Source organism: Enterobacter cloacae complex sp. IR5441, from assembly GCF_049238215.1.
In the GTDB taxonomy this organism is placed as follows: Bacteria; Pseudomonadota; Gammaproteobacteria; order Enterobacterales; family Enterobacteriaceae; genus Enterobacter; species Enterobacter hormaechei_C.
In genome coordinates this window covers 1-17765 of the sequence record NZ_JBMKIA010000007.1, presented here as the reverse complement: position 1 = coordinate 17765, position 17765 = coordinate 1, and the positions used below count along the sequence as shown (strand labels likewise).

Sequence of the window (17765 nt, the reverse complement as noted above, 5' to 3'; positions counted from 1 at the left end):
GGAACTTAATACACCCTCTCCCTTTGGGAGAGGGCTGGGGTGAGGGAAATTCAACCGTTGGCTGCCACTTTACGCAAATCAAACACCCGGCAGGCTTTACCCTCGGAGCGCGGAATGCTGCCGCAGTTAACGATCATCACGTCGGTTGAGATCCCCACCATCGATTTAATCCGATGACGCAGCTGATGGCACACCTGACAGCGCTGTTCATGGGTCAGCGTTAAGCTGCTCTGTTTCAGCTCGACCTTCACCGAAAGTGAATCAAGATGCCCGCGGCGGTTCACCTCCAGCTGATAGTGCGGCGAAAGGTGTTCGAACTTAACGATCTCCTCTTCCAGCTGTGACGGGAAGACGTTAACCCCGCGAATGATGAGCATGTCGTCGCTGCGCCCGCTGATGCGATCCATCCGGCGCATGGTGCGTGCGGTGCCCGGCAGCAGGCGCGTCAGATCGCGGGTGCGGTAGCGGATCACCGGCAGCGCCTCTTTGGTCAGCGTGGTGAACAGCAGCTCACCCTGCTCGCCGTCGGCCAGCGGCGTGCCGTCATTCGGGTTGACGATCTCCGGGTAGAAGTGATCTTCCCAGATGGTCGGGCCGTCGGCGGTTTCAAGACACTCCATCGCCACGCCCGGCCCCATCACCTCGGAGAGACCATAGATATCCAGCGCGGTAATGCCCAGCCGTTTTTCAATTTCGCGGCGCATCGCCTGCGTCCACGGCTCAGCGCCAAACACGCCGACGCGCAGGGAACAGGCGCTGGCATCGCCGCCCATCTGACGCTCCAGCTCTTCAATCAGGTTCAGGCAGTAAGACGGCGTCACCATGATCATATCCGGCTGGAAATCGCGGATCAGCTGCGCCTGCTTCTCCGTCTGACCGCCGGACATCGGGATCACCGTCGCTCCCAGACGCTCGGCACCGTAGTGCGCCCCCAGCCCGCCGGTGAAGAGCCCGTAACCGTAGGCGACGTGAATTTTATCCTTCGCGCTGCCCCCGGCGGCGCGCAGGGAACGGGCGACGATATTGGCCCAGTTGTCGATATCATTCTGGGTATACCCCACCACGGTCGGCTTTCCGGTGGTGCCCGACGAAGCGTGGATGCGCACAACTTGCTCCATCGGCACCGCAAAGGTATCAAACGGGTAGTTGTCGCGCAGATCCTGCTTGGTGGTGCACGGGAATTTTTGCAGGTCCGCCAGCTCGGTGAAGTCGTCAGGGTGAACGCCCGCGGCATCAAACTTGCGTTTGTACATCGGAACGTTGTTGTAGGCGTGGTGCAGCGTCCACTTCAGGCGCGCGGTCTGCAACGCCTGCAATTCATCAATGGACGCGGTTTCGATCGGATCAAGCTTTGTTGTATTTATCATCGCAGGGTACTCACATTATTGTTCGCTCAAACACGCTCAAGGATCATGGCAATGCCCTGACCCACACCGATGCACATCGTACACAGCGCGTAGCGCCCGCCGCGTCGGTGCAATTCATTGCTTGCGGCCAGCGCCAGCCTGGCACCGCTCATTCCCAGCGGATGACCTAGCGCGATCGCCCCGCCGTTCGGGTTGACATGCTCCGCGTCATCCGGCAAGCCCAGCTGACGCAGCACGCCCAGCGCCTGTGCGGCGAAGGCTTCATTAAGCTCAATGACGTCCATATCGGTGATACTGAGTCCGGCACGCTCCAGCACCTTGCGGGTGGCGGGCACCGGGCCTAATCCCATCAGGCGCGGCTCGACGCCCGCTGTCGCCATGGCCACAATGCGGGTGCGCGGGGTTAACCCCTGGGCAAGCGCCATCGGCTCGCTGGCGATAATCAGCGCCGCCGCCCCGTCGTTGACGCCAGAGGCGTTCCCCGCCGTCACCACACCGTTCTTACGGAACGGGGCTTTCAGCGCGGCAAGCTGTTCCAGGGTGGTTTCGGCGCGCGGATGCTCGTCCACGCTCACTTCCGTTACCGCACCTTTTTTCCCCGCCACCTGTACCGGGATAATCTCCTGCGCCAGAACGCCATTCTGCTGCGCCCGCGCGGTGCGCTGCTGGCTGCGCAGGGCAAATGCGTCCTGATCGGCACGGCTTATATTTAACAATTCCGCTACATTCTCTGCCGTTTCCGGCATGCTGTCAGTTCCGTATTGCTGATGCATGAGCGGATTCACAAATCGCCAGCCGATGGTGGTGTCGAAGATCTCCGCCTGACGCTGAAACGCCGCCGTGGCTTTGCCCATCACGAACGGCGCACGGGACATGGATTCGACGCCACCGGCGATCAGCAGATCGCCATCCCCGGCCCTGATGGCGCGCGCCGCAAAGCCAATGGCATCCAGACCGGAGCCGCACAGGCGGTTAATGGTGGTGCCGGATACCGTCTGCGGCAGCCCGGCCAGCAGCGCCGACATGCGCGCCACGTTGCGGTTATCCTCTCCGGCCTGGTTCGCGCAGCCGAAGATCACGTCATCTATGCGCTCCAGATCGAGCTGCGGGTAACGCGCCAGCAGCGCACGCAGCGGCACGGCCCCTAAGTCATCGGCGCGCACGCTGGATAATCCTCCGCCGTAGCGACCAACCGGGGTACGCACCCCCTCACAAATAAATACGTCACGCATCAGGCTTCTCCTGTCACACTGCCGCCAGTGCGGTGCGATTTCCCGCGAAAAAGAGCGACGGTTTTCTGGTGTTGGTTCTGAATTTCAATGTCGTAGACGCCGGTCAGTTTGCCCTGATGCTTCACCCGCGCGGTGGCGGTGAGCTTATCTCCGGCAAAGCCCGGACGCAGAAAATCGATGGCGCAGCCTGAGGCCACCGCCGCCAGCCCCTGACTGTTGCAGGCGTAGGCAAAGGCGGTATCGGCCAGCGAGAACAGCTGTCCGCCGTGGCAGGTTTTATGCCCGTTGAGCATCTGCGGGGTGATGGTCATGGTCACCACCGCGTAGCCCTCGCCCATGTCGATAATGTCCATCCCCATCGCCTGCGCGCAGGCGTCCCGTTCGTACATCGCGCGGGCGTTATGCCAGGCGTTATGACTCATAGCTACTCTCCAGAAGCGCACGCTGGCGCAGCAGTGTACAGGGGCGATAGCGTTCCTCGCCGTAGTGACGTTGCAGGTTTTCCAGCAGCGTTAACAGACGCTGCCAGCCAAGGCGCTCGCCCCAGGCGATGGGCCCGCAGGGATAGTTGACCCCTAAGCGCATGGCGGTATCGATGTCTTGCTCGCTGGCGACCCCTTTTTGCAAAGCGTCCAGCGCTTCGTTGGCAATCATCGCTACCGTGCGCCAGACCAGCAGGCCGGGGTAATCGGCAATCTGTACCACCCGTTTCTCCTGATGCTGCAACCAGTAAATGGCTTTCTGTGTGGCGGCGTGCGGGTTGCCCGGTGCGGCGGCTATCACGGCCACATCCCGCTCGATGCGGTCGACCACCACCACCGGGCAGCCGTGGCGCAGCGCCAGCGACTGCGCGGTTTCACCCTGCGTTTCGATCAGCAACAGATCGTCAATTTCCGTGACACCGTCACTTCTTCGCTGTGCGCGCATCGGGCTGAAGCTGTCGCTGACCGGGGCGAGCCAGCTGACGGCGGGTTTCTCCTCCAGCCAGCGGTAAACGCCCTGCCCGCTTTTCTTACCCAGACGCCCCGCCAGCACCAGCTCCTGCTGCACCAGCGACGGCAGAAAACGACGCTCCTGCCAGAAGGCGTTAAACACGGAGCAGGTCACGGCAAAGTTGACGTCCTGACCTATCATGTCCGTCAGCTCAAGCGGCCCCATCGGGAAGCCTCCGCCGTCTCGCAGGGCGGCGTCGATCACCTCGGGCGTTGCCACCTGCTCTTCCAGCGCGCGCCAGGCTTCCGAGTAGAACGGGCGCGCCACGCGGTTGACGATAAACCCCGGCGTGGACTGGCAGCGTACCGGCTGCTTTCCCCAGCTCAGCGCCAGCTCGCACAGTGCATCGGCCACTTCGGGAGAGGTCGCCAGCCCGCTGACCACTTCCACCAGCTTCATCACCGGGGCAGGATTGAAGAAGTGCAGCCCGGCGACGCGTTCAGGGTGGTTTATCTCCGCTGCAATCGCGGTAACGGAAATGGACGAGGTATTGCTGGCAAGCAGCGTCTGCGGCGGGCAGATCTCTGCCAGCTGGGTAAACAGCGCTTTTTTTACCTCAAGCCGCTCGGAGGCCGCCTCGATCACCAGATCGGCTTTCGCCAGAGCACTGATAGTCGTCACCGGCGTCAGGCGGGCGAGGATCTGTTCCCCGGCGTCGGCAGAGAGTTTTCCGCGCGCAACGCGAGAGGAGAGCCGCTGACGAATGCCGTCGATGGCGCGGGAAATCGCCGCTGCATCAATGTCGTACACCAGAACCGGATGACCGTGGCTGGCTGCCACTTCGGCAATCCCGGCGCCCATGGTGCCGCTGCCAATGACGGCGACCGTATGGATATTCACCATCTTATTTCCCCGTAAAGTTCGGCGCGCGTTTTGCCAGGAACGCGCTGACGCCTTCCCGGTAGTCGTCGCTGCGTCCGGCCAGACGTTGATAGTCGCGCTCCAGATCAAGCTGGGCGTCGAGGGTATTGGTTTCGGCGGCGTTAATCGCCTGCTTGATCAAGCCCAGGCCAAAGGTCGGCTGCGAGGCAAAATGCAGCGCCATCTGCTGTGCGGTGGCGGAGAGCTGCTCGTCGTCCACCACCTGCCAGATCATTCCCCAGGCCTGTGCCTGCTCGGCGCTGAGCTTATCACCCAGCAATGCCAGCCCCATGGCGCGGGCGCGTCCGGCCACGCGCGGCAGCAGCCAGGTGCCGCCGCAGTCCGGTACCAGCCCGAGCTTGCTGAAGGCCATCACAAAACTGGCGGAGCGCGCCGCAATCACCATGTCGCAGCCGAGGGCCAGCGTGGCACCCGCCCCCGCCGCCACGCCGTTAACCGCGCAAATCACCGGCTTCGGCAGTTTTGCCAGGCGGCGCACCAGCGGGTTGTAAAAAGTCTCAACGGACATGCCCAGATCGGGCGCGGGGCCGTTCGGGTCCACGTTACGGTCGTTAAGATCCTGCCCGGCGCAGAAACCGCGTCCTGCCCCGGTGATCAGCAGGCAGCGGATGGCGTCATCACGCTCGGCCTGCTTCAGGCATTCGGAAAGCTGCTGGTGCATGACGTCGTTAAAGCTGTTCAGGCGCTCCGGGCGGTTCAGCGTAATGGTCATTACGCCCTGCTCAACATGGCTCAGAATAGATTCCACAATTAGCGTCCTTTAAAGTCTGGGGTGCGTTTTTGTAAAAAGGCGTTGATACCTTCCCGGCGATCGTCGGTGGCCGCGAGCAACGCAAACAGCTGACGCTCCTGCGCCAGCCCGGCCTGAAGCGGGACTTCCTGCGACTGGCGAAGCGCCTGCTTCGCCGCCTGTAGCGCCAGCGGCGAGTGGCGCGCCATCCGCGCCGCCTGCTTCAGGGCGTACTCCAGCGTCAGCGAGGCCGGATAGACGTCGCTGACCAGCCCGGCGCTGTGCGCCTGAACCGCCGTGATGCTTTCGCCCGTCAGCACCATTTTGCTGGCCAGCGATTTACCCACGCTGCGGATCAGCCGCTGGGTGCCGCCTGCGCCCGGCATGATCCCGAGGGTGATTTCCGGCAGGCCAAAACGGGCGTTATCGCCAGCAATCACGACATCGCAGAGCAGCGCCAGCTCACAGCCTGCCCCCAGCGCGAAGCCGTTCACGGCGGCAATCAGCGGTTTGGTGAAGGCGTTGATCCGCGCCCACAGCTGCGGGCGGATATCGTTCAGGGTGGCGGGCAGGTCTTTCTCCGCCATTTCGTTGAGATCGGCCCCGGCGGCAAAGCAGCGTTCGTTGCCGTACACCACGCAGACGGCGATCTCAGCATCCGCGGCGGCGGCCTCAAGCTGCTCCGCGATTTGCAGGAGCAGCGCATTGTTGAGCGCGTTGCGCGCCGCCGGACGGTTAAGCGTCAGCTGCAACACGCGACCGTGACGGGTGACAATCAGTTCACTCATGCCATCCCCTTCGCATCAAAATCGACGATAACATCGGCGGTTAACGGCAGCGCCTGACAGCTCAGCACATAGCCTGCGGCCAGCTCGTCCGGCTCCAGGCTGTAGTTGGTCGCCATATCGACTTTTCCGCGCAGCACTTTGCATTTGCAGGTGGCGCATACGCCGCCCTTGCAGGCGTAAGGCAGATCCGCCCCCTGACGCAGGGCCGCGTCAAGAATGCTCTCGTCGTCCGCAGTCAGGGTGATCTCCCTGTCGCGCCCGTCCTGACGGACGGTGACCTTCTGCCCGTCGGCCTGCACGCTGGCTGTCCGTTTAACGGCGGTACCCGGCGTGTTAAAGCGCTCAAGATGGATCGCTTTTTCCGGCATACCCAGCGCTTGCAGCGCCGCTTCGGCCTCATCCATCATCGCCGACGGGCCGCAGATGAAGGCTTCATCGTACTGACGGAAATTCACCAGCGTTTTTGCCAGCGCCTGGAGCTTTTCCCCGTCAATGCGGCCATGGAGCAGATCGCTGTCGAGCGTCTCCTGGCTGAAGATGGCGATCAGCTGCAAACGCTGCGGGTATTTATCTTTCAGGTCCGCCAGCGCCCGGCGGAACATCATGCTCTGGCTGCTGCGGTTGCCGTAAATCAGGGTGAAGTGGCTGTGGGCTTCAGTGGCCAGCGTAGCGGACATAATCGCCAGCATTGGGGTGATCCCGGACCCGGCGGCAATCGCCAGATAGTGGCCTTCGCGTTCGGCCTGCGGCTGATAGCCAAACTGCCCCTGGGGCACCATCACCTCCAGCGCCATGCCCGGTTTGATCTCGTCCCGGGCATAGCGGGAAAAACGTCCGCCCTCGATGGCTTTGACCGCCACGCTGATCTCACCGCACGCGGTGCTCCGGCAGATGGAGTAGCAGCGGCGCAGTTCATCCCCGCCAGGACTGGCTTTCAGGGTCAGATGCTGACCGGGACGGAAGCGGTACGCCTCCTGTAACGCCTGCGGCACCGCGAAGGTAATGGTCACCGCGTCGCGGGTTTCGGGTTCTACTTTTGCCACTGTTAATGAATGAAACGTTGTCATGGCAGCCTCAAATACATTTGAAATAGTCGAAGGGCTCACGGCAGGTATTGCAGCGATAGAGCGCTTTGCAGGCCGTAGAACCAAATTCACTGATAAGCGAGGTATCGGTGCTCGCACAGCGCGGGCAGCTCACCTCAGCGGGAAGGTGGGCATGGCAGCTATGGCCGACAGGCGGGCTGATGCCATATTCACGCAGGCGCCTGCGGGCATCGTCGGTCATCCAGTCGGTGGTCCAGGCGGGCTCCAGTTGCAGCACAATATGTACCGGGCTAAAGCCGTTTCCGGTCAGGGTTTCGCGGATCGCCCCCAGCAGATGCTCCGTTGCCGGACAGCCCGAATAGGTTGGCGTGAAGCCGATGACCCATCCTTCCCCCTGCGCCTTCACACTGCGCACCATGCCTAAGTCGGTGATGGTCAGCACCGGCACTTCCGGGTCGGGGATCTGGCTTAACAGCGCCCAAATCTGCGGGATTTGTGCAGGCGCGATGTCGACGAGGCGTTGCATGGCGTCCTCCTTTACCACTGCTGGCCGGGGTAAACGCGCTGGAGATACTGCATCTCTGCCAGCATCGGCCCGAGGTGTTCAGTATGTAGCCCCTTCTTGCCGCCCGTGCGATACGCCACCTCTTCGGGCACGCGGAGGGTGGCTTCCGCCAGGCCAGCAAACACTTCGCGCTCCCACGGGTCCCGCAGGTCGCGCGGATCAACCGCCACGCCGTCATCAATTAGCGCCAGCTCGACGTCGTCGGCGTCGAACAGTTCAGCCGTAAAGCGCCACAGGCTATCCACCGCCTGCTGCATTTTTTGTGCGGAGGTTTCTGTTCCGTCCCCCAGCCGCACCAGCCAGCCGCGGCTAAAGCGCAGGTGATAGCGTGCCTCCTTAATGGCTTTTGCCGCGATGGCGGCAAGCTGACTGTCGCTGCTATGGATCAGCCGCTCGTAGAGCGCCACGTTCCACGCATCCATCAGATACTGACGGGCAATGGTGTCAGCGAAGCTGCCGTTTGGTTGTTCCACCAGCAGCAGATTGCGGAACTGACGCTCATCGCGGCCATAGGCCAGGGTGTCTTCATCGCCCTTACCCTCCCGTTCAGCGGCGTAGGTCAGGAAATTGCGCGCCTGCCCGAGCAGATCAAGGCCGATATTGGCGAGCGCCAGGTCAATTTCCAGCTCCGGCGCATGGCCGCACCAGGCGCCCAGCCGCTGTGAGAGCACCAGACCGTTGTCGCCCAGACGCAGGGCATAAGCAGATACGTTGTTCATCCCCAACCTCACATATGCTCGATGCCATCAGGGATGGTGTAAAACGTCGGATGGCGGTAGACCTTGCTTTCCGCCGGATCGAAAAACTCCCCGCTCTCTTCCGGCTGGGAAGCGACGATTTCACTCGCCTTCACCACCCAGATGGAACAGCCTTCGCTGCGGCGGGTATAGGCATCGCGCGCGTTTTCCAGCGCCATGCGGTCGTCGGCAGCGTGAAGGCTGCCCACATGCCGGTGCGACAGCCCCTGCTTCGAACGGACAAAAACTTCGTATAACGGCCAGTAAACATTGCTCATGGTTGATTCCTCTTATGCGGCCTGGCGGGCGCGTTGTTTTTCCGCGTGGGCCAGAGCGGCTTCACGCGCCCATGCGCCGTCGTCCCAGGCTTTACGTTTTGCGGCCAGACGTTCGTGGTTGCAGATCCCGCGCCCGGTGATCACCTCGTCAAATTCCTGCCAGTCGATTTCGCCGAAGCGGTAGTGGCCGCTCGCTTCATCGAAACGCAGGTCGGGGTCCGGCACGGTCATACCGAGCATCTCCACCTGAGGCACCGTGTTGTCCACGAAGCGCTGGCGAAGCTCATCGTTGCCAAAGCGTTTGATCTTCCAGGCCAGACTGCGGGCGCTGTTTGGGGAGTTGTCGTCGTTGGGTCCGAACATCATCAGCGCGGGCCACCAGAAACGGTTGATGGCGTCCTGCAACATTTGCCGCTGGGCTTCGCTGCCCTGCGCCAGCGCCATGCAGGCCTCAAAACCCTGACGCTGGTGGAAGCTCTCTTCTTTACAGATTTTCACCATCGCCCGGGCATACGGACCGTAAGACGTACGACACAGCGCCACCTGGTTCACAATGGCCGCCCCGTCCACCAGCCAGCCAATGACGCCGATATCGGCCCAGCTCAGGGTCGGATAGTTGAAGATGGAGGAGTATTTCATCTTGCCGTCGAGCATCTTTTGATAGATGTCCTCCCGGGCGCAGCCCAGCGTTTCCGCCGCGCTGTAGAGGTACAGGCCGTGTCCGGCTTCGTCCTGCACCTTCGCCAGCAGAATGGCTTTCCGGCGCAGCGTCGGCGCGCGGGTGATCCAGTTTCCTTCCGGCAGCATGCCGACAATCTCAGAGTGGGCGTGCTGTCCAATCTGGCGGATCAGCGTCTTGCGGTAGGCATCCGGCATCCAGTCCTGCGGCTCGATGGCCGTCTCCTGTGCGATGCGTTGCTCAAAGCGTTGTTCTTGCGTCACATAACCACCTTTGTGATTCGTTAAATCACCACAAATAGCAAAATGGTGAATCATTTGGTTTCTTAAAAGTTACACAAAGGTTAAATATAACCCCAAGAAGCGTTTGTTTAATTTGTGACGACGCTCGCAAGCCTTTTCATGAAAGGCCGATAACGCAAGGCTTCTGGGTGGTCAGGTTAAGCAATACAGATCACAGCGTTAACAATTCATTAAAACTAAGCTTGATTTTTATGATTCGCGATCAAACTATTTATAGTGAAATTACGAAACATCTGGAGAGAAGAAATGCAGCAGTTAGCCAGCTTCTTGTCCGGCACCTGGCAATCAGGCCGGGGCCGCGAGCGCACCATCACCCACGCCATCAGCGGGGAAACGCTATTTGAAGTCACCAGCGAAGGGCTGGATATGGCGGCCGCGCGCCGTTACGCCATTGAACACGGCGGAGAAGCGCTCCACGCAATGAGCTTTATCGAGCGCGCCGCCATGCTGAAGGCGGTGGCCAAACATCTGCTGAGCCAGAAGGATCGCTTTTATGCCCTGTCAGCTCAGACCGGCGCGACGAAGGCCGACAGCTGGGTGGATATTGAAGGCGGTATCGGCACCCTCTTCACCTACGCAAGCCTCGGCAGCCGTGAGCTGCCGGACGATACCCTGTGGCCGGAGGATGAACTGATCCCGCTGTCGAAGGAAGGCGGCTTTGCGGCACGTCACGTGTTAACGTCGAAATCCGGCGTGGCGGTGCATATCAACGCGTTCAACTTCCCGTGCTGGGGGATGCTGGAAAAGCTCGCGCCCACCTGGCTTGCCGGGATGCCCGCCATCATCAAGCCCGCCACCGCCACCGCGCAGGTGACTCAGGCGATGGTGAAAGCGATCGTCGAGAGCGGACTGGTGCCCGACGGCGCCATCAGCCTGATCTGCGGTGGCGCGGGCGATCTGCTGAACCAGCTCGACAGCCAGGACGTGGTGACGTTTACCGGATCGGCCAGCACCGGGCAGAGTCTGCGCGTCCACCCGAATATCGTCGCGCATTCCATTCCGTTTACCATGGAAGCAGATTCTCTCAACTGCTGCGTGCTGGGTGAGGACGTGACGCCGGAACACCCGGAGTTTGCGCTGTTTATCCGAGAAGTGGTGCGCGAGATGACTGCCAAAGCCGGGCAAAAATGTACCGCCATCCGCCGCATCATCGTGCCGGAAGCGCAGATTGACGCCGTCAGCCAGGCGCTGATTGCGCGGCTGGAGAAAGTGGTCGTCGGCGATCCGGCCCAGGAAGGGGTGAAGATGGGAGCCCTCGTCAACGGTGAGCAACGTGCTGACGTGCAGGAAAAAGTCGATCATCTCCTTGCCGCGGGCTGTCAGATCCGTCTGGGTGGTAAAGCTGATTTGCAGGCGGCTGGCGCATTCTTCCCGCCCACCCTGCTGTTCTGCCCGCAGCCGGACGAAACCCCGGCCGTCCACGCCATCGAAGCCTTTGGCCCCGTTGCAACCCTGATGCCCTGCCGTAACACCGAACACGCCATGCAGCTGGCGCGGGCGGGCGGCGGCAGCCTGGCGGGAACGCTGGTTACGGCAGATACCCGCGTGGCGCGGCAGTTTATTGCCGGGGCAGCGCGCGCCCACGGACGTATTCAGATCCTCAACCAGGAATCCTCGAAAGAATCCACCGGCCACGGTTCACCGCTGCCGCAGCTGGTGCACGGTGGTCCGGGACGTGCGGGCGGCGGCGAAGAGCTGGGCGGCCTGCGCGCGGTGAAGCACTATCTTCAGCGCACGGCCATTCAGGGCAGCCCGTCCATGCTCGCCGCGATCGGTAAACAGTGGGTCCGTGGCGCGGAGGTGCAGGAAGATCGCGTTCATCCCTTCCGTAAATACTTCGAGGAGTTACAGCCGGGCGACAGCCTGCTGACCCCGCGTCGTACCCTGACGGAAGCGGATATCGTGAATTTTGCCTGCCTGAGCGGGGATCATTTCTACGCCCATATGGACAAAATTGGCGCGGCGGAGTCGATTTTTGGTGAGCGCGTGGTACACGGTTATTTCCTGATTTCCGCCGCGGCGGGGCTGTTTGTCGATGCCGGGGTTGGGCCGGTTATTGCCAACTACGGCATGGAAAACCTGCGCTTTATTGAGCCGGTCAAGCCGGGTGATACCATTCAGGTGCGCCTGACCTGTAAACGTAAAACGCTGAAGAAACAGCGCACTGCCGAGGAAAAACCCACCGGCGTGGTGGAATGGGCGGTGGAGATCTTCAACCAGCACCAGCAGGCCGTGGCGCTCTACTCCATCCTGACGCTGGTGGCGCGCCAGCAGGGTGACTTCTGACGCACCTCTTTCTTGCCGGGTGTCGCTCCGCTTACCCGGCCTACAACTACCTGACCGGGGTGTGATGCACCCCCGCTCTTTTTTTAACCTGGCAAGACTGACAAACAACCTGGCAGATGCAGGCAAACGCTTTTCGTGCGCGCCTGTCAGGATAAGGCTGACACAACACAATAAACACAACAAGATGAGGTCTGCGATGGGAAGCAATTCTTCTTTTTCTGCCCGTAGAACGGCACTGGCCATGGCCGTTGCGCTCTGTTGCGCCTGGCAATCCCCTGTTTACGCTCACGGCAGCGAGGCGCATATGGTCCCGATGGACAAAACGCTTCAGGCGTTTGGCGCGGACGTGCAGTGGGATGATTACGCCCAGATGTTCACCATCGTCAAAGACGGTGCCTTTGTGAAGGTCAAACCCGGCGCAAACACCGCCATCGTTAACGGCAAACCGCTGACGCTCCAGGTGCCCGTGGTGATGAAGAACAATAAGGCGTTTATCCCGGAGACCTTTATCAACGATGTTTTTCAGTCCGGTCTTGATCAGACATTCCAGGTTGAAAAAAGCCCCCACCCGTTAAACGCGCTGACGGCTGATGAAATCAACCAGGCCGTAGCCATTGTGAAAGCCTCTGCGGATTTTAAACCCAATACCCGCTTTACCCAGATTGCGCTGGCGGAGCCAGAAAAGGCCAAAGTCTGGGACTTTGTGCTTAACGGCACGGCGGTGGATGCGCCCCGCCAGGCCAATATCATCATGCTTGATGGTAAACACATCATCGAAAGCCGGGTGGATCTGAAGGACAAAAAGATCCTCCGCTGGGAGCCGATCAAAGACGCGCACGGCATGGTGCTGCTGGATGACTTCAATACCGTGCAGCAGATCATCAATGAAAGCCCGGAGTTTGCCGCCGTGCTGAAAAAGCGCGGCATTACCGACCCGAAGAAAGTGATCACCACTCCGCTTACCGTCGGCTTTTTTGACGGCAAGGATGGGCTGAAACAGGAAGACCGCCTGCTGAAAGTGATCAGCTATCTCGACGTGGGCGACGGTAACTACTGGGCGCACCCGATCGAAAACCTGGTTGCGGTGGTGGATCTCGAGCAGAAGAAAATCCAGAAGATTGAGGAAGGCCCGGTCGTGCCGGTTCCGCTCACGCCGCGCCCTTATGATGGCCGCGACCGCGTTGGAACGGTGAAGAAACCGCTGGAAATTATCGAGCCGGAAGGCAAGAACTACACCATCACCGGGGATAGGGTGCACTGGCAGAACTGGGATTTTCATCTGAGCCTGGACTCACGCGTCGGCCCGATAATCTCCACCGTGACCTATAACGACAATGGCAAAAAGCGACAGGTGATGTATCAGGGATCGCTCGGCGGCATGATTGTGCCGTACGGCGACCCGGATATCGGCTGGTACTTTAAAGCCTATCTGGACTCCGGCGATTACGGCATGGGTACCCTGACCTCCCCGCTGGTGCGCGGCAAGGATGTTCCGTCTAACGCCGTGATGCTCAACGAAACCATCCCGGATTACACCGGCGCGCCAATGGAGATCCCCCGGGCGATCGCCATTTTCGAGCGTTACGCCGGGCCGGAATATAAGCATCAGGAGTTAGGTAAACCCAACGTCAGCACCGAACGCCGCGAGCTGGTGGTGCGCTGGGTCAGCACCGTGGGTAACTACGATTACATCTTCGACTGGGTATTCCACGAAAACGGCACTATCGGCATTGATGCAGGGGCTACGGGCATTGAAGCGGTGAAAGGCGTGCAGACGAAAACCATGCATGATGCCACCGCGAAGGATGACACCCGATACGGAACGCTGATCGACCATAATATTGTCGGAACCACCCACCAGCACATCTACAACTTCCGTCTGGATATGGACGTGGACGGCATCAACAATAAGCTGGTGGCCATGGATCCGGACGTCAAACCGAACACCGCTGGCGGACCGCGCACCAGCACCATGCAGGTTAATCAGTATGATATTGATACCGAAAAGCAGGCGGCGCAGAAGTTTGACCCGGGCACCATCCGCCTGCTGAGCAATACCAGCAAAGAGAACCGCATGGGCAACCCGGTCTCGTATCAAATCATCCCTTACGCGGGCGGTACACACCCGGTAGCGTCCGGCGCGAAGTTTGCCCCGGACGAGTGGATTTATCACCGCCTGAGCTTTATGGATAAACAGCTGTGGGTGACGCGTTACCATCCCGACGAGATGTACCCGGAGGGAAAATACCCGAACCGTTCCACGCACGATACCGGCCTCGGCCAGTACAGCAAAGATAACGAGTCGCTGAACGACCAGGATAACGTCATCTGGATGACCACCGGCACCACCCATGTCGCCCGTGCCGAGGAGTGGCCGATAATGCCGACGGAATGGGTGCACACGTTACTCAAGCCGTGGAATTTCTTTGACGAGACGCCAACGCTCGGCAAGAAAAAAGAGCAGAAATAACCTACCGACCGGGCGTAATGCCCGGTTTTTTATCCGCTTACTTGCTGAATTACTCTCCCCGATTATAGTTATTGTTACCTCGCTTAATCCTTTTGCATTTCTTGACACACTTTCACCAGGATTCGAAGTCCCCACAAACAACGTCACAGTTTACTGAGAGGTTTTAGGATGAGAATCAATGAGATCGTCAGGAGTCTCGCGCTGGCGGGATGTTTTATTTCTGCCAGTTCCGCTGGGCCGCAGAAGCACCTAAGGATGCCACCGCAGCAACGCAACAGGCCAACAACGCACTCTTCAACCAGCTTCCTTTCTCCGATAACACCGATTTTACCAACGCCCACAAAGGGTTTATTGCCCCGCTGCCTCAGGACATTATCAAAGGTGAGCAAGGCAACACCGTCTGGGATCCGCAGCAGTACGCTTTTATCAAAGAAGGCGATAAGGCGCCCGACTCGGTTAACCCGAGCTTATGGCGTCAGTCCCAGCTGATTAACATCAGCGGTCTGTTTGAAGTGACCGAAGGCGTCTACCAGATCCGTAACCTCGACCTGTCAAACATGACCATTATTGAAGGTAAAGAAGGCATTACCGTGGTCGACCCGCTGGTGTCGGCGGAAACGGCCAAAGTCGGGATGGATCTTTACTATAAAAATCGCGGTAACAAGCCTGTTGTCGCCGTAATTTACACCCACAGCCACGTTGACCACTATGGCGGCGTGCGCGGTGTGGTGGACGAAGCAGATGTGAAGTCCGGCAAGGTGAAAGTCTACGCGCCCGCCGGATTTATGGAGGCCGCCGTCGCGGAGAATATCATGGCGGGTAACGTCATGAGCCGCCGCGCCAGCTATATGTACGGCAACCTGCTGAAGCCGGATGCGAAGGGCCAGGTCGGCGCGGGTCTCGGCACCACCACCTCCGCCGGGACGGTGACCCTGATCGCCCCGACCAATATCATCGAGAAAGATGGTCAGAAAGAGGTGATCGACGGCCTGACCTATGATTTTATGCTCGCGCCGGGATCGGAAGCGCCTTCTGAGATGCTCTGGTATATCGAAGAGAAAAAGCTGATCGAGTCTGCGGAAGATGTCACCCATACCCTGCACAACACCTACTCCCTGCGCGGCGCGAAAATTCGTGAACCATTGCCATGGTCGAAATACATCAACCAGGCGATTGTACGCTGGGGTGATAAAGCCGAAATCATTATGGCGCAGCACCACTGGCCGACATGGGGCAACGACAACGTGGTTAACCTGCTGAAAAGCCAGCGCGACCTGTATCGCTACATCAACGACCAGACCCTGCGCATGGCGAACGAAGGGCTGACCCGTGACGAGATTGCCGCCAACTTCAAACTGCCAAACTCCCTGGCCAATACCTGGGCAAACCGTGGCTATTACGGTTCTGTCAGCCATGACGTTAAAGCAACCTACGTGCTCTATTTAGGCTGGTTTGACGGCAACCCGGCGACCCTGGACGAACTGCCGCCTGAAGAAGCCGCGAAGAAATTTGTGGACTATATGGGCGGTGCGGATGCCATCCTGAGCAAAGCGAAAACTGACTTTGACCAGGGGAACTACCGCTGGGTGGCTCAGGTGGTCAGCAAGGTAGTCTTTGCCGATCCAAATAATCAGGCCGCGCGAAACCTGGAAGCGGATGCGCTGGAGCAGCTGGGTTATCAGGCTGAATCAGGCCCGTGGCGTAACTTCTACCTGACCGGCGCCCAGGAGCTGCGTAACGGCGTGGTGAAAGGACCGACCCCGAACACCGCCAGCCCGGATACCGTGCGCGCGATGACGCCAGAAATGTTCTTTGACTATCTGGCGGTGCACATTAACGGTGAAAAAGCGGCGGATGCAAAATCGGTGTTTAACATCGACCTCGGCAGCGACGGCGGCAAATACAAGCTGGAGCTGGAAAATGGCGTACTGAACCACACGGCGAACGCCGAAGCGAAAGACGCTGACGCGACCGTGACCCTCAACCGCGATACGCTGAATAAAATCATCCTGAAAGAAGTGACGCTTAAACAGGCGCAGGATAACGGCGATATCAAAGTGACCGGCGATGCCGCAAAACTTGATGCTATGCTCGGTTACATGGATAAATTTGAATTCTGGTTTAACATTGTGACCCCGTAAAGGCAGCACTCACGGGCGGACGTTCCGCCCGCTCAAGGAAAATTCTCTTCAATGGAAAAAAGACATCCAGCCACACCCGAACCCGCGATATGGCCTACCCGTAAATCAATGGTTGTTCACGGGCTGGCCGTGAACCTGCCGTGGCTCGCCTTTGTGAATGCCAGCTTTGCCCTTATGGTCCTGCTGCGCAATTCGCTGTTCGGCCATATCGATGCCCTCCTGCACATCAGCCCCCCTCTGCGGCAGATGATTGACGCCTCCATGCTGGGCGTGGTGATCCTTTCCGTGGCGCTGGTGATCATGGCCTGGCGCCACATCCGCGGCGTCAGCGCCGTTTTGTTTATGTGCAGCCTGCTGTGGTCTATAAGTTGTTACTGGTTTATCAACGTGTTACAGCTTCCTCATCCCTGGCCTATATTCGTTACCCTGCTGATGGCCGGTATGACCGCGCTCTATTTTCACCCGGTGGCACTGCTCTGCTTCACCGTTCCGCTATGGGTAAGCCTGCCCGTTGCCAGCATGCTGCTGAATCAGGAAATTAATTATCGCTTTGCCGGGCTGTGGGTGGTGTTCACGTTCATTCTCGTGTGCGGGCGCTATATCCTGTTGAGCTGGTTTGAAGAGGCGTGGCGTCGCAACCAGCAGAATCAGCGTTTAATTTCGCGGCTGGATGCGCTGGCCCATCAGGATCCACTGACGAAAACGGCCAACCGCCGGGCGATGGAGCTGGTGCTGGAAAATGCCGTAGAGCAAGGCAAACGCTTCGCGGTGCTGATGCTGGATGTCGATTACTTCAAACTGTATAACGATACCTACGGTCACCAGGCGGGAGATGCGTGCCTCGCGCGGGTGGCAGAGGTGCTGAACACCTCGGTGCGCACGCCAGAGGATGTGGTTTCGCGCTACGGTGGCGAGGAGTTTGTGGTGATCCTCTTTGACTGCGAAGAAAGCATTGCTGAGAAAGTCGCCGCGCGGATCCAGGCTGGCCTGCGAAACGCAGCCATTCCGCACGGCGCGTCGAAGGTGAGTGAATGTGTGACGGCGAGTATGGGCATTGCAGGCTATACCGCAGGGCTGGCCGGCCCGGAAATCATCGCCCGCGCCGATGCGGCGCTGTACAGGGCGAAGGAGGCCGGGCGGAATCGGTGGTCGCTGTAAGTTACGCAGGGTGGCGCTGCGCTTACCCGGCCTACAAAACCAACCTTTTCCTCGATCCCGTAGGCCGGGTAAGGCGTAGCCGCCACCCGGCGTTTTTTTTAATACCGCACA

At 59.7% G+C, this 17765-nt stretch carries 14 protein-coding genes and 1 pseudogene; 4 read left to right on the top strand and 11 right to left on the bottom strand.

Annotated elements, in window-relative coordinates:
• Window positions 1-50: 50 nt before the first annotated feature.
• From paaK to paaA, 11 genes are read right to left on the bottom strand one after another with little or no spacing between them, the layout of a single operon-like run.
• Window positions 51-1367, bottom strand: a complete 1317-nt coding sequence (gene paaK, locus ACOTX5_RS10095; protein ID WP_017384511.1) for a phenylacetate--CoA ligase PaaK — start codon at window positions 1365-1367, stop codon at window positions 51-53.
• A 26-nt stretch (window positions 1368-1393) separates the two neighbouring features.
• Window positions 1394-2599 carry a 3-oxoadipyl-CoA thiolase gene (pcaF, locus tag ACOTX5_RS10090; RefSeq protein ID WP_047727103.1) on the bottom strand — a complete coding sequence of 402 codons (1206 nt, stop codon included), beginning with the start codon at window positions 2597-2599 and terminating at the stop codon, window positions 1394-1396.
• Window positions 2599-3021, bottom strand: coding sequence for a hydroxyphenylacetyl-CoA thioesterase PaaI (gene paaI, locus ACOTX5_RS10085; RefSeq protein WP_017693477.1), 423 nt, complete (start codon window positions 3019-3021; stop codon window positions 2599-2601). Before paaI ends, pcaF begins: the two co-directional genes overlap by 1 nt.
• Entirely contained in the window at window positions 3011-4435 is a 1425-nt protein-coding gene (paaH, locus tag ACOTX5_RS10080; RefSeq protein WP_045911710.1) for a 3-hydroxyacyl-CoA dehydrogenase PaaH, read from the bottom strand. The genes paaI and paaH overlap by 11 nt, the downstream gene beginning before the upstream one ends.
• A 1-nt stretch (window position 4436) precedes the next feature.
• Window positions 4437-5225: a 2-(1,2-epoxy-1,2-dihydrophenyl)acetyl-CoA isomerase PaaG gene (gene paaG / locus ACOTX5_RS10075; RefSeq protein WP_026080707.1), complete on the bottom strand. Its 789-nt coding sequence runs from the start codon at window positions 5223-5225 to the stop codon at window positions 4437-4439.
• The gene (gene paaF, locus ACOTX5_RS10070; RefSeq protein WP_015570595.1) at window positions 5225-5992 is read right to left on the bottom strand and encodes a 2,3-dehydroadipyl-CoA hydratase PaaF; all 768 of its coding nucleotides are present in this window, start codon (window positions 5990-5992) and stop codon (window positions 5225-5227) included. Before paaF ends, paaG begins: the two co-directional genes overlap by 1 nt.
• Entirely contained in the window at window positions 5989-7059 is a 1071-nt protein-coding gene (gene paaE / locus ACOTX5_RS10065; RefSeq protein ID WP_033486769.1) for a 1,2-phenylacetyl-CoA epoxidase subunit PaaE, read from the bottom strand. The genes paaF and paaE overlap by 4 nt, the downstream gene beginning before the upstream one ends.
• Before the next feature lie 7 nt (window positions 7060-7066).
• Window positions 7067-7564 carry a 1,2-phenylacetyl-CoA epoxidase subunit PaaD gene (paaD, locus tag ACOTX5_RS10060; protein ID WP_033486768.1) on the bottom strand — a complete coding sequence of 166 codons (498 nt, stop codon included), beginning with the start codon at window positions 7562-7564 and terminating at the stop codon, window positions 7067-7069.
• Window positions 7565-7575: 11 nt separating this feature from the next.
• The gene (gene paaC / locus ACOTX5_RS10055; RefSeq protein WP_015570597.1) at window positions 7576-8322 is read right to left on the bottom strand and encodes a 1,2-phenylacetyl-CoA epoxidase subunit PaaC; all 747 of its coding nucleotides are present in this window, start codon (window positions 8320-8322) and stop codon (window positions 7576-7578) included.
• A gap of 8 nt (window positions 8323-8330) precedes the next feature.
• Window positions 8331-8618 carry a 1,2-phenylacetyl-CoA epoxidase subunit PaaB gene (gene paaB / locus ACOTX5_RS10050; protein WP_003857353.1) on the bottom strand — a complete coding sequence of 96 codons (288 nt, stop codon included), beginning with the start codon at window positions 8616-8618 and terminating at the stop codon, window positions 8331-8333.
• 12 nt (window positions 8619-8630) lie between these two features.
• Window positions 8631-9560, bottom strand: a complete 930-nt coding sequence (paaA, locus tag ACOTX5_RS10045) for a 1,2-phenylacetyl-CoA epoxidase subunit PaaA (protein WP_045911827.1) — start codon at window positions 9558-9560, stop codon at window positions 8631-8633.
• A gap of 285 nt (window positions 9561-9845) precedes the next feature.
• On the opposite strand from paaA, the gene paaZ reads away from it, so the two are divergent.
• The 4 genes and pseudogenes from paaZ (at window position 9846) to ACOTX5_RS10025 (ending at window position 17654) form a co-directional block, all read left to right on the top strand.
• Window positions 9846-11885, top strand: a complete 2040-nt coding sequence (paaZ, locus tag ACOTX5_RS10040) for a phenylacetic acid degradation bifunctional protein PaaZ (protein ID WP_040117607.1) — start codon at window positions 9846-9848, stop codon at window positions 11883-11885.
• 196 nt (window positions 11886-12081) lie between these two features.
• Window positions 12082-14355 carry a primary-amine oxidase gene (gene tynA, locus ACOTX5_RS10035; RefSeq protein WP_058686975.1) on the top strand — a complete coding sequence of 758 codons (2274 nt, stop codon included), beginning with the start codon at window positions 12082-12084 and terminating at the stop codon, window positions 14353-14355.
• A gap of 168 nt (window positions 14356-14523) precedes the next feature.
• Window positions 14524-16496, top strand: a pseudogene (locus ACOTX5_RS10030) (alkyl/aryl-sulfatase).
• A gap of 51 nt (window positions 16497-16547) precedes the next feature.
• Complete coding sequence (locus ACOTX5_RS10025) at window positions 16548-17654, top strand: GGDEF domain-containing protein (RefSeq protein WP_047727106.1); 1107 nt, start codon at window positions 16548-16550, stop codon at window positions 17652-17654.
• Window positions 17655-17765: the final 111 nt, after the last annotated feature.

Bases quoted from the DNA above. Each gene is read 5' to 3' on its own strand.
- paaC (WP_015570597.1), bottom strand. From the start codon at position 8,322: ATGAACAACGTATCTGCTTATGCCCTGCGTCTGGGCGACAACGGTCTG.
- ACOTX5_RS10025 (WP_047727106.1), top strand. From the start codon at position 16,548: ATGGAAAAAAGACATCCAGCCACACCCGAACCCGCGATATGGCCTACC.
- paaH (WP_045911710.1), bottom strand. From the start codon at position 4,435: ATGGTGAATATCCATACGGTCGCCGTCATTGGCAGCGGCACCATGGGC.
- paaI (WP_017693477.1), bottom strand. From the start codon at position 3,021: ATGAGTCATAACGCCTGGCATAACGCCCGCGCGATGTACGAACGGGAC.
- paaB (WP_003857353.1), bottom strand. From the start codon at position 8,618: ATGAGCAATGTTTACTGGCCGTTATACGAAGTTTTTGTCCGTTCGAAG.
- paaK (WP_017384511.1), bottom strand. From the start codon at position 1,367: ATGATAAATACAACAAAGCTTGATCCGATCGAAACCGCGTCCATTGAT.
- paaF (WP_015570595.1), bottom strand. From the start codon at position 5,992: ATGAGTGAACTGATTGTCACCCGTCACGGTCGCGTGTTGCAGCTGACG.
- paaZ (WP_040117607.1), top strand. From the start codon at position 9,846: ATGCAGCAGTTAGCCAGCTTCTTGTCCGGCACCTGGCAATCAGGCCGG.
- pcaF (WP_047727103.1), bottom strand. From the start codon at position 2,599: ATGCGTGACGTATTTATTTGTGAGGGGGTGCGTACCCCGGTTGGTCGC.
- paaE (WP_033486769.1), bottom strand. From the start codon at position 7,059: ATGACAACGTTTCATTCATTAACAGTGGCAAAAGTAGAACCCGAAACC.
- tynA (WP_058686975.1), top strand. From the start codon at position 12,082: ATGGGAAGCAATTCTTCTTTTTCTGCCCGTAGAACGGCACTGGCCATG.
- paaD (WP_033486768.1), bottom strand. From the start codon at position 7,564: ATGCAACGCCTCGTCGACATCGCGCCTGCACAAATCCCGCAGATTTGG.